Annotated in this window: 11 protein-coding genes; 9 read left to right on the top strand and 2 right to left on the bottom strand. The window is 73.1% G+C overall.

Features of this window, described 5'->3' with window-relative positions; genetic code table 11:
- Window positions 1–16 precede the first annotated feature (16 nt).
- The 8 genes from ACFQ8C_RS27560 to ACFQ8C_RS27595 all read left to right on the top strand — a co-directional run bounded on the left by ACFQ8C_RS27560 (window position 17) and on the right by ACFQ8C_RS27595 (window position 8,570).
- Window positions 17–970: a helix-turn-helix transcriptional regulator gene (locus ACFQ8C_RS27560; RefSeq protein WP_383462330.1), complete on the top strand. Its 954-nt coding sequence runs from the start codon at window positions 17–19 to the stop codon at window positions 968–970.
- 142 nt (window positions 971–1,112) lie between these two features.
- On the top strand, window positions 1,113–1,367 hold the full coding sequence (locus ACFQ8C_RS27565; RefSeq protein ID WP_383462332.1) for a hypothetical protein: 255 nt from the start codon (window positions 1,113–1,115) through the stop codon (window positions 1,365–1,367).
- 35 nt (window positions 1,368–1,402) lie between these two features.
- Window positions 1,403–1,600 (top strand): hypothetical protein, encoded by a 198-nt coding sequence (locus ACFQ8C_RS27570; protein ID WP_383462334.1) that lies wholly within the window; start codon window positions 1,403–1,405, stop codon window positions 1,598–1,600.
- Between the two features lie 187 nt (window positions 1,601–1,787).
- The gene (gene tatA, locus ACFQ8C_RS27575; RefSeq protein WP_189949628.1) at window positions 1,788–2,072 is read left to right on the top strand and encodes a Sec-independent protein translocase subunit TatA; all 285 of its coding nucleotides are present in this window, start codon (window positions 1,788–1,790) and stop codon (window positions 2,070–2,072) included.
- Between the two features lie 127 nt (window positions 2,073–2,199).
- Window positions 2,200–3,111, top strand: coding sequence for a twin-arginine translocase subunit TatC (gene tatC / locus ACFQ8C_RS27580; protein ID WP_383462347.1), 912 nt, complete (start codon window positions 2,200–2,202; stop codon window positions 3,109–3,111).
- 83 nt (window positions 3,112–3,194) lie between these two features.
- Window positions 3,195–4,121: a diacylglycerol kinase gene (locus ACFQ8C_RS27585; protein ID WP_383462336.1), complete on the top strand. Its 927-nt coding sequence runs from the start codon at window positions 3,195–3,197 to the stop codon at window positions 4,119–4,121.
- Window positions 4,122–4,165: 44 nt separating this feature from the next.
- Entirely contained in the window at window positions 4,166–6,994 is a 2,829-nt protein-coding gene (locus ACFQ8C_RS27590) for a DEAD/DEAH box helicase (RefSeq protein WP_383462338.1), read from the top strand.
- A 181-nt stretch (window positions 6,995–7,175) separates the two neighbouring features.
- Entirely contained in the window at window positions 7,176–8,570 is a 1,395-nt protein-coding gene (locus ACFQ8C_RS27595) for a cytochrome P450 (RefSeq protein ID WP_383462339.1), read from the top strand.
- Window positions 8,571–8,590: 20 nt separating this feature from the next.
- Here ACFQ8C_RS27595 and ACFQ8C_RS27600 read toward each other — a convergent pair whose 3' ends face one another.
- Window positions 8,591–9,520: an ADP-ribosylglycohydrolase family protein gene (locus tag ACFQ8C_RS27600; RefSeq protein ID WP_383462341.1), complete on the bottom strand. Its 930-nt coding sequence runs from the start codon at window positions 9,518–9,520 to the stop codon at window positions 8,591–8,593.
- Entirely contained in the window at window positions 9,517–10,455 is a 939-nt protein-coding gene (locus ACFQ8C_RS27605; RefSeq protein ID WP_383462348.1) for a hypothetical protein, read from the bottom strand. Before ACFQ8C_RS27605 ends, ACFQ8C_RS27600 begins: the two co-directional genes overlap by 4 nt.
- Window positions 10,456–10,665: 210 nt before the next feature.
- On the opposite strand from ACFQ8C_RS27605, the gene ACFQ8C_RS27610 reads away from it, so the two are divergent.
- Window positions 10,666–11,316 (top strand): MerR family transcriptional regulator, encoded by a 651-nt coding sequence (locus tag ACFQ8C_RS27610; RefSeq protein WP_383462343.1) that lies wholly within the window; start codon window positions 10,666–10,668, stop codon window positions 11,314–11,316.
- Window positions 11,317–11,352 lie beyond the last annotated feature (36 nt).

Genomic DNA, 11,352 nt, shown 5'->3' on the forward strand with positions numbered 1-11,352 from the left:
GGGGAAGACGAACCGCATGGCTGCCAACGCGATCGACCAGACGAGGCGGATGCTCTCCCTCGTCACCTACCTCCGCGAGCGCCCCGGCGCCCACGTCGCCGACGTGGCCCGCGCCTTCGGCATCACCGAGGACGAGCTCATCTCCGACCTCGACGTGCTGCCCATGTGCGGCACCAGCTTCCGGGGCGGCGACCTCCTCGACATCGACACCGACGGCGACCGGATCTGGTGGCACAACCCGGACGACGTCGCCGAGCCGCTGCGGCTCGCCGCCGACGAGGCCACCGCGCTGCTCGTCGCCGCGCGCGCCGTCGCCACCCTGCCGGGGCTGCGCGAGGGCGACCGGGACGCGCTGGTCCGCGCCACCGCCAAGCTGGAGGCGGCGGCCGGCGAGGCCGCCGGCGCCAGCGCCCGCCTCTCGGTCACCTTCGAGTCCGAGGGCGGCGTCTTCGCCGAGGTCGACCGGGCCATCTCCGAGCGCAGGCGGCTCTGGCTGCGCTACTACTCGCCGGCCCGCGACGAGCTCACCGAGCGCGAGGTCGACCCCATCCGCCTCTTCGCCGTCGGTCACACGTACATGGAGGCGTGGTGCCGGCTCTCCGAGGCGCGCCGCACCTTCCGGCTCGACCGGGTGGCCGAGATCCGGATCCTGGAGGAGACCGCCGCGCCGCCGGAGCTGGAGCTGCGGGACCTCTCCGAGGGACTGGTCCAGCCCTCGGCCGACGACCCGGAGGTGGTGGTCGAGGTCGGCCCCGGCGGCCGGTGGGTCGCCGAGTACTACCCGCACGACCGGGCCGACGAGCTGCCCGACGGCGGGCTGCGGATCACCCTGCGCACCCCCGACCCGGCCTCGCTGAGGAGGCTCGCGCTGCGGCTCGGCAGCGACGGGCGGATCGTCTCGCCGGCGGGTCTCGCGGACAGCGCCCGGGAGGCCGCGACCGCCGCGCTCGCCGCGTACGAGGGCGTGTGAGCGTTCCCGTACGGGGGCGGGTGAGCGGTTCCCGTACGGGACCGGTCGGCCGGGGCGGTGCCCGAGGGTGCGGGTGTGGGGGTCCGCGGCCCGGTGACCTTCCGAAGTAGCAGCGAGTCTTCGAGGTAGAGAGTTGAGGGAAATGTCCGTGATGTCCGGTCTGTCGGCGTCGATTGCCCCGGTCCTCTTCAAGGCCGCCTGCCCCGACTGCCGCTGCCGCTTCGAACTCGCCGCCGGCGCCCTGCGCCTGGCCATCGGAGCCAGCCACCGCACCACCTTCTACTCCTTCACCTGCCCCGAATGCGGAAGCGCCGTCCGCAAGCCCGCCGGCGAACGCATCGTCGAACTCCTCACCGGCGGCGGGGTCCGCACCCTCCGCCTCCACACCACCGCCTGACCGGCCCTCCACCCCCCAAGAGCTAGGCTCGACGCATGTTCTGGCCCATGCTCGCGATCGCCCTCGGCTTCCTCGGCCTCGCCGTCCTCGGCGGCCTCGCCGTCAAGGTCTTCCTGGAGGTCCGGCGCCTCGGCCGCCAAGTGGAAGTCACCACACAGCGGATCCAGCGCGCCGCGGAGGAACTCGAGACCGCCGCGACCGGACTGGCTCGAACGAGCCGCTCGCTTCCCTGAATCGACCGTTCCGCACCGCGCCGGGACGGCCTGATCGGGGCCCCTCGGGCGCAATCGCGAGTACGCACGGGCATTGCCCGACGTTTACTCCTGCGGGTTACGATCGCAGACAGCGCGGTGGCCGGACGCATGTCCGACCGGCCGGGCACGCACCCATGCCGCCTCGGTGAGAAGAGAGACCACAGCCATGTTCCGTCAGATCGGTCCCCTTGAGATCAGCCTCATCCTGCTGGTCGTCGTGCTCCTCTTCGGTGCCAAGAAGCTCCCGGAGATGGCCCGCTCCCTCGGCAAGTCGGCCCGCATCCTCAAGAGCGAGGCCAAGGCCATGAAGTCGGAGGGCCAGGAGGCCGCTCCCGCCGAGGCCCCGGCCGACCAGGCCGCTCCCGCCGCCCCGCGCACCATCAAGGCCGCCCCCGGCGACGTCACCGGCGCCCGTCCCGTGACCGAGGCGTCGGACACCACCCAGCGCTGACCGGCCCACGCCGGCCGCTGATCCGTTCGCCCGCAAGTTCGCCGCCCAGCGGCCTGCCCGCACGAGATGAGGACGTGGGTTGCCCAAGTCTGCCCGCATGAAGAAGGACAAGGACCCCGAGGGGCGGATGCCTCTCGCGGACCATCTCCGTGAGCTGCGCAACCGCCTCGCGAAGGCGATGCTGGCGGTCGTCGTCGCCTCCGTGGTGGCCGCGTTCTTCAGTCAGCAGCTGATGGACCTTCTGTCGTCCCCCGTACCGAAGTGCCCCCCGGGCACGTCCGTGTCCGACAACACCGGCGGACGCTGCGTCATCATCGCCTACCAGACCATGCTCTCCCCGTTCACCTCCACGGTGAAGGTGATCATGCTGGCCGGCCTCATCGCCTCCAGCCCGGTCTGGCTGTACCAGCTGTGGGCCTTCGTCGCGCCCGGCCTCCACAAGAGCGAGAAGAAGTACACCTACTGGTTCGCCGCCATCGCCGTCCCCCTCTTCGCGGCCGGCGCCTACACGGCGTACCTGATCATGCCCGTCAGCGTGCGCGTCCTCATCAGCATCACGCCCGACGTCGCCTCGAACTTCCTCTCCCTCGACGACCTCCTGGACTTCACCACCAGGATGGTGCTCGTCTTCGGTCTCGCCTTCGAGCTTCCGCTGCTGCTGATCATGCTCAACCTCACCGGCGTGGTCACCGGCAAGCGCATGGCCGGCTGGTGGCGCGCCATGGTGATGGGCACCTTCGTCTTCGGCGCCGTGGCCACCCCGTCCACGGACCCGCTCGGCATGATCGCCCTCGCCGGACCGATCATCGTCCTGTACTTCATCGCCGTCGGATTCTCGATCCTCAACGACAAGCGGCGGGCCCGCAACGACCCCGACGCCGAGCTCTCCGACGACGAGGCATCGGTGGTCGACCTCACCCCCGAACCCGTCGGCGCCCTGGACCCCGTCCCCGCCGCCCGCGCCCTGCCCGAGCAGGCCACCGGCGACACCGACGGCGCCCGCGCCCACCGCACCGGCGGCTACGACGACATCACCTGACCCCACGGGCCGCCCCACCGGCGGTCACCGCGGCGGACCGGTCTTGTAAGGTCCCCCCAGACTCCGTCCGGGGGGACCTCGCCATGTCCAGCGACATCACGCTCTTCGTCAATCCCGCCGCCGGCCGCGGCCACGGCTCCGACGCCGCCCGGCCCGCCGCGGACGCCCTGCGCGCCGCCGGCCACTCCGTCCGCACCGTCCTCGGCCTCGACGCCGCCGACGCCCTGCGGCGCGCCCGAGAGGCCGTGGACGACGGCACCGGCGCCCTCGTCGCCGTCGGCGGCGACGGCATGGTCTCCCTCGCCCTCCAGGCCGTCGCCGGCACCGGCACCCCGCTCGGCGTCGTCGCCGTCGGCACCGGCAACGACTTCGCCCGCTCCCTCGGCCTCCCCGTCCGGGCCCCGGCCGCCGCCGCCCGTCTCGCCTCCCGCCTGCTGGCCGACGGCGCGGCCCGTACCGTCGACCTCGGACGCGTCACCACCGCGACCGGGCCCCGCTGGTACGGCACCGTCCTCGCCTCCGGCTTCGACTCCCGCGTCAACGACCGCGGCAACCGCATGCGGATCCCCGCCGGCCGCTTCACGTACGACCTGGCGATCCTCGCCGAGCTCGCCGCCTTCCGCACCGTCCCCTACCGGCTCGTCCTCGACGGGCGGACCGTCGAGACCGACGCCACCCTCGTCGCCGTCGGCAACGGCTCGTCCTACGGCGGCGGCATGCGGATCTGCGCCGGCGCCCGCACCGACGACGGCCTCCTCGACGTCACCGTCGTCGGCGCCGTCGGCCGCGCCACCCTGCTCAGGGTCTTCCCCCGCGTCTACCGGGGCACCCACCTCGACCACCCCGCCGTCACCACGTACCGCGTCCGCTCGGTCACCCTCGACGCCCCCGCCACCACCGGCTACGCGGACGGCGAACCGCTCGGGCCGCTCCCGCTGACCGCCGAGTGCGTCCCCGGGGCGCTCACGGTCCTGGCGCCCCCGACGGCCGTCGGCGAAGCCCCTCGATAAAGATCGCGTCACTGTCGGAGGGGGCGGGTAGGCTCGAAGACAAGATGACAGAGGACCTCACCCCAGCCGAGGCGTACGCGGCCGCACTCGCGCGCAACGCAGAGCAGGCCACCGCGCTGGCCCCCTTCCGAGAGATGTACGAGTTCGGACTGGATCCGTTCCAGATCGAGGCGTGCCAGGCTCTCGAAGCGGGCAAGGGCGTGCTCGTCGCCGCCCCCACGGGCTCCGGCAAGACCATCGTCGGCGAGTTCGCCGTCCACCTCGCCCTCACCCAGGGCCGCAAGTGCTTCTACACGACGCCCATCAAGGCGCTGTCGAACCAGAAGTACGCCGACCTCGCCAAGCGGTACGGCCCCGACAAGGTCGGCCTGCTCACCGGCGACAACAGCGTCAACGGCGACGCGCCGATCGTCGTCATGACCACCGAAGTCCTCCGCAACATGCTCTACGCGGGGTCCCAGGCCCTCTCCGGCCTCGGCTACGTCGTGATGGACGAGGTCCACTACCTCTCCGACCGCTTCCGCGGCGCCGTCTGGGAGGAAGTGATCATCCACCTCCCCGAGTCGGTCACCCTCGTCTCCCTCTCCGCCACCGTGTCCAACGCCGAGGAGTTCGGCGACTGGCTCGACACCGTCCGCGGCGACACCGAGGTCATCGTCTCCGAGAGCCGGCCCGTCCCCCTCTGGCAGCACGTCCTCGCCGGCCGCCGGATGTACGACCTCTTCGAGGAGGAGACCGACCACGGCGGCCGCGGCGCCGCCCGCCGCGAGGTCAACCCCGACCTCCTCCGCCTCGCCCGCACCGAGAACTCGCGGACGTACAACCCCCGCGACCGGCGCCGCGGCAAGATGGTCCGCGAGGCCGACCGCGAGCGCGAGCGCCGCCAGCGCTCCCGCATCTGGACCCCGGGCCGTCCCGAGGTCATCGAACGGCTCGACAACGAGGGCCTCCTCCCCGCCATCACCTTCATCTTCAGCCGCGCCGGCTGCGAGGCCGCCGTCCAGCAGTGCCTCTACGCCGGCCTCAGGCTCAACGACGACGAGGGACGCCGCCGCGTCCGCGAGATCGTCGAGGCCCGCACCGCCGCCATCCCCGACGAGGACCTCCACGTCCTCGGCTACTACGAGTGGCTGGAGGCGCTGGAGCGCGGCATCGCCGCCCACCACGCCGGCATGCTGCCCACCTTCAAGGAGGTCGTCGAGGAGCTCTTCGTCCGCGGCCTCGTCAAGGCCGTCTTCGCCACCGAGACGCTCGCCCTCGGCATCAACATGCCGGCCCGGTCGGTCGTCCTGGAGAAGCTGGTCAAGTGGAACGGCGAACAGCACGCCGACATCACCCCCGGCGAGTACACCCAGCTCACCGGACGCGCCGGCCGCCGCGGCATCGACGTCGAGGGCCACGCCGTCGTCCTCTGGCAGCGGGGACTCGACCCGGACCACCTCGCGGGCCTCGCCGGCACCCGCACCTACCCGCTGCGCTCCAGCTTCCGGCCGTCCTACAACATGGCGGTCAACCTCGTCGACCAGTTCGGCCGGCACCGCTCCCGGGAACTCCTGGAGACCTCCTTCGCGCAGTTCCAGGCCGACCGCTCCGTCGTGGGCATCTCCCGCCAGGTCCAGCGCAACGAGGAGGGACTGGAGGGCTACCGCGAGGGCATGACCTGCCACCTCGGCGACTTCGAGGAGTACGCGCTGCTCCGCCGCGACCTCAAGGACCGCGAGACGGAACTGGCCAAGCAGGGCGCCGCGCAGCGACGCGCCCAGGCCGCCGCCTCCCTGGAGAAGCTGAAGCCGGGCGACATCATCCACGTGCCCACCGGCAAGTTCGCCGGCCTCGCGCTCGTCCTCGACCCCGGCATCCCGGCCGGCCGGACCAACGGCCACCGCGGCTTCGAGTACCACGACGGTCCCCGGCCCCTCGTCCTCACCGCCGAGCGCCAGGTCAAGCGGCTCGCCTCCATCGACTTCCCCGTCCCGGTGGAAGCCCTGGAGCGCATGCGGATCCCCAAGACCTTCAATCCGCGCTCCCCGCAGTCCCGTCGCGACCTCGCCTCCGCGCTCCGCTCCAAGGCCGGGCACATCGACCCGGAGCGGCAGCGCAGGCAGCGCTCCGGCGCCGCGGACGACCGCGAGATCGCCCGCCTGCGGACGGCGATCCGCGCCCATCCCTGCCACGGCTGCGACGAGCGCGAGGACCACGCCCGCTGGGCCGAGCGCTACCACCGCCTCCAGCGCGACACCAAGCAGCTGGAGCGGCGCATCGAGGGCCGGACGAACACCATCGCCCGCACCTTCGACCGGATCGTCGCGCTCCTCACCGAGCTCGACTACCTGCGCGGCGACGAGGTCACCGACAACGGCAAGCGGCTCGCCCGGCTCTACGGCGAACTCGACCTGCTCGCCAGCGAATGCCTCCGCGAGGGGGTCTGGGAGGGGCTCGCCCCCGCCGAACTCGCCGCCTGCGTCTCCGCCCTCGTCTTCGAGGCGCGGCAGGCCGACGACGCCGTGGCGCCGAAGGTGCCCGGCGGCCAGGCCAAGGCGGCGCTCGCCGAGATGGTCCACATCTGGGGCCGGCTCGACGCCCTGGAGGAGGAGTTCAAGATCAACCAGGCGGAGGGTGTCGGCCAGCGCGAGCCCGACCTCGGCTTCGCCTGGGCCGCCTACCAGTGGGCCTCCGACAAGAGCCTCGACGAGGTGCTGCGCGAGGCCGAGATGCCCGCCGGCGACTTCGTCCGCTGGTGCAAGCAGGTCATCGACGTCCTCGGCCAGATCGCCGCCGCCGCCCCCAGGGAGAACAGCACGGTCGCGAAGAACGCGCGCAAGGCCGTGGACGCGCTGCTGCGCGGTGTGGTGGCGTACAGCTCGGTGGGCTGACCGGGCGTCAGGCCCCGAGACGATCGACCGGAAGGGGCCCGCGGCGGGAACGCCGCGGGCCCCTCCGCTCTTCCCGGCGGGGTTGTCCACAGGTCGTCGTCCACAGGGGTGGCGCGGTGACGGAGCCTTCCGCTTGCATGGACTCGCACACAGGGAAAGCGAGTTGGGGGAGGGGACGTACGTGACCACGCACGCCGGCGCCGAGAGCGGGAGCGCCATCACCATCGCCGAGGGGCCGCGCGGGGTTCCGCTCCTCGGCAACCTGCCGGCCTTCGGCAAGGACCCGCTCGCCTTCTTCGAACGGCTGCGGGAGCGGGGCGACTTCGTCCGCTGGCGGTTCGGCCCCAGCCCCGCCCTCTTCATCGCCCACCCCGAGAACATCGGCGAACTCCTCACCGAGGTCGAGTCCACCTTCGACCAGCCCGACCTGGGCATCGCCATCCGCACCCTGCTCGGGAACGGCGTGGTCGTCGCCAAGGGGCGCGACTGGCGCCGCAGGCGCTCCCTGGTCCAGCCGTCCGTCCGCCCCAAGCAGGTCCGCTCCTACGCGGCGACCATGGCGGAGTGCGCCGTCGCCCTCGCCGACGACTGGACCGACGGACAGCGGATCGACATCAAGAAGGAGATGGCGGCCCTCACCCAACTCATCGCCGTCCGCACCATCTTCGGCGCGGACACGGCCGCCGACGCCGAGGCGATCGGCCGGGCGATGGACGTCGCCCAGCAGGAGATCGGAGCGGAGCTCAGCGGTATCGGCGCCCTCCTGCCCGACTGGGTCCCGACCCCCGGCCGGGCCCGCATCAAGCGCGCCACCGCCGTCATCGACGCCGAGGTCTCCCGCCTCGTCTCCCGGCACCGGGAGGGCGACGAGGACCGCCCCGACCTCCTCAGCCGGCTCCTCACCGCCCGGGACGAGACGGGCGCCCACCTCTCGGACCGCGAGATCCGCGACGAGACCGTCACCCTCTACATCGGCGGCCACGAGACCACCAGCTCCACCCTCGTCTGGGCCTGGTACCTCCTCTCCCGCAACGAGAAGGTCCGGCGGACCCTGACCGAGGAACTCGACCGGGTCCTCGCCGACCACGAGCCGGGCTACGACGACTACGCCTCGCTCACCTACACCCAGGCCGTCGTCAAGGAGACCCTCCGCCTCTACCCCACGATCTGGCTCCTCACCGGCATCGCGAAGGAGGGCGCCACCCTCGGCGGCACCCCCGTCCCGCCCGGCACCCGCGTCTGGTCGAGCCAGTGGGCCACCCACCGCGACCCCCGCTGGTACGGCGACGCGGACACCTTCCGCCCCGAGCGCTGGCTCACCGACGCCGAGGCCGAGCCGGCCGAGAAGATCCCCGAGTACGCCTGGTACCCCTTCGGCGGCGGCCCCCGGGTCTGCCTCGGCACCCGCTTCGCCCTCGTCGAAGCGGTCCTCGTCCTCGCCGTCCTCGCCCGCCGCTACGACCTGGACGTGGAGCCCGAGGAGATACGCCCCGTCCCGAGCCTCACCCTCCAACCGGACCGCGAGGTCCTGGCCAGGGTGCGGGTGCGGAGCGAGAGGGCGGGTGCGACGGAGTGACCGCGCGGAGGCAGCGGGAATCAGGGGGTGAGGGTCAGGTCGATCGCCAGGGAGCGTAGGTCGTCCGCGCGCAGGACCCGGTCGCCGAAGCCCGGGAGGGGGACGTGCAGCGTGGACGTCCAGCGGTCCGGGATCGCCCCGACGCCGTGGACGGCACCGGCCAGCATGCCGGTGACGGCGGCCACCGTGTCGGTGTCCCCACCGAGGTCGACGGCGGCGGCCAGGGCCTCCTCGAAGGAGGCGGTGGTACGCAGCGCCCACACGGCCGAGCCGAGGCAGGGCCACACCGCGCCGTTGAACTCCGTCGCGTCCGCCGGCCGCCAGCCGGGGTCCAGGACGGCGGCCCAGCGCTGCCGGTGAGCGGGGTCCACCTCCGCAAGGGCCTCCGGCAGCGCGGCCAGCGGATCCTCGCCGAGCAGGGCGACGCGGACCAGTTCGTGCAGGAGCGCGGTGCCCTCCCAGGCGGCCCGGTCCCCGTGGGTGAGGGCGGCGAGCCGTCGGGCGGCGTCCATGGTGGCCGCCCGACCCCGGGAGGCGAAGTGGACGGCGGCCGTGGAGGCCCGCATCAGACAGCCGTTGCCGGCGCCACGGCCCTCCACCTGGAAGTCCAGGGCGGCGGCAAGATCCCATGGATCACCGCCCAGCAGTACCCGCTCCGTCAGGAGACCGATGTCCTTGGGCTCGGCCGCCGCCCACCGCCGGAACCGGTCGAACACGTCCGGGAGGTCGAGTGCGCCCCGGTCGAGCAGTGACTCCCCGACGAGTACCGCCATCTGGGTGTCGTCGGTGGCCTCCCCCGGATCCCAGCCGCCGCCCCCGCACAACTCTCCCGTGCCGTCCGGGAACCGGGAGCGGAACACGCCGGGGAGGCCGAACTCGAAGGGCGCGCCCAGGGCGTCGCCGACGGCGGAGCCGAGGACGGCGCCCATGGCGCGGTCGGGGGAGGTCATGGCGTCAGGGTAGGCGCCTCGGGGTGGGGGTGGGGGTGGGCGGGCTCGGGGGCGGGGTGGGAGGGGGAGGGGGAGGGGGAGGGCCCCCGGAGGGAGAGGGCGGTGGCGAGGACGGTGGTGGTGGCGAGGAGGGCGGCTGTGGTCAGGGTGGTGGGGGTGGGGTGGAGGAGGGGTTCGCCTCGGAGGGCCTGCCAGGTGAGGAGGGCGAAGACGGCCGCGTAGGAGGCCGCGGCGGTGAGGACCAGGCGGAGGCGGATCCGGGGGTCGGCGAGGCGGGGGAAGCGGGGGGCCAGGGCGGTCAGGGCGAGGAGGAGCAGGGGGAGCAGCTGGAGGGCGTGCATGCCGAAGAAGTGGGCGATGCGCAGGTCGCCGCCGGTGGAGGCCCAGCCGGTGACCGGGAGGGCGGGGCCGCCGTCGGGGACGCCGACGCTGTGGGCGCCGATGATCGCGGGGTCGGTGGCGGCGAGTTGGCCGGGGGTGGGGCGGACCATCAGGAAGCCGACGGCCGCGCCCGCGAGGGCGATCAGGGAGGAGAGGCGGACCGCCCAGGCGGTGGCGCGGTCGAGGAAGCGGGCGCGGAGCAGGAGGACGGCGATGGTGAGGGCGCCCAGCCAGAGGACCGCCACGGTGAGGCCCATGACCTGGAAGACGGCGGCGTCGAAGGCGGTCTCCTGGTTGAAGTGGCTCTGCCGACCGCGGATCACCTGGAGGGTGATCAGCGCCATCTCCAGGGCGCTGGCGGCCGTGACGACGGTGCCCGCCCACCAGGCGGTGCGCCGGCCGCGGGGGAGGAGGCTCAGCATCCAGGCGAGCGACAGTCCGTAGGCGACGAACGAGACCGCGAACTTGAAGGGCTTGGACCAGATCGGGACCCCGAGGAGCGTCCGGTCGTCGAGGAGGATGCCGCCCGCGCTGATCAGGGCGAAGACGGCCATCGAGGCGGCGAACCAGAGGAGGGGGCGGTGCAGGCGCCCGCTCGGGGGTGGTGGGGTGGCGTCGGAGGCGGGCGTGGGCGTGCGCTGGGACATACGGATCCCCCCGTAGTCGATATGGATAGTGGCGCTTACCGCTATCTGATAGTTGCACTATCTATGATGGAGGGGAGTCCGGCAAGGCCGGGAGTGCAGCGGAAAGGTGAACGCGCGGTGCGCATCGGTGAGTTGAGCCGCAGGACCGGGGTCTCGGTGCCCACGATCAAGTTCTACGTACGGGAGGGGCTGCTCCCGGCCGGACGGCTGACGAGCCCGAACCAGGCCACGTACGAGGAGACGCACGTACGGCGGCTCCGTCTGATCCGCGCCCTGATCGACGTCGGCGGGCTGTCCGTGGCGGCCGTGCGCGAGGTGATCGCCGCCGTCGACGACCCCGGGCGGCCGGTCCACGACCTGCTCGGCGCCGCGGCCGTGCGCATGGTGCCCCGCTACGGGGGTGAGCCCCAGGGGGAGGAGCGAGAGGATGAGCGGCTCGTCGAGGCGCGCGAGCGGGTCGACGAGCTGATCCGGGAGCGGGGGTGGAGCTGCTTCCCGGGCAGCCCCGCGGCCGAGGCGCTGGCGGTCGCCCTCGCCGCGCTCGGGTCCGTCGGGCACGAGCGCTTCGCCGAGGTCCTCGGCGACTACGCGGACGCGGCGGAGCGGGTCGCCCGGGCCGACCTGCAGTACGTCGCCCACCACGTGGCGCGCGAGGAGCTCGTCGAGAGCGTCGCCGTCGGCACGGTCCTCGGCGACGCGCTCTTCGCCGCGCTCCGCCGCCTCGCCCAGATCGACGCCTCGGACCGCCTCTTCGGCGGCAAGGAGTGACGCGGGGGTGAGAAGGAGGAGGGAGGGGTGGAGAGG

The sequence above is a fragment of the Streptomyces sp. NPDC056503 genome (genome assembly GCF_042794995.1).
In the GTDB taxonomy this organism is placed as follows: Bacteria; Actinomycetota; Actinomycetes; order Streptomycetales; family Streptomycetaceae; genus Streptomyces.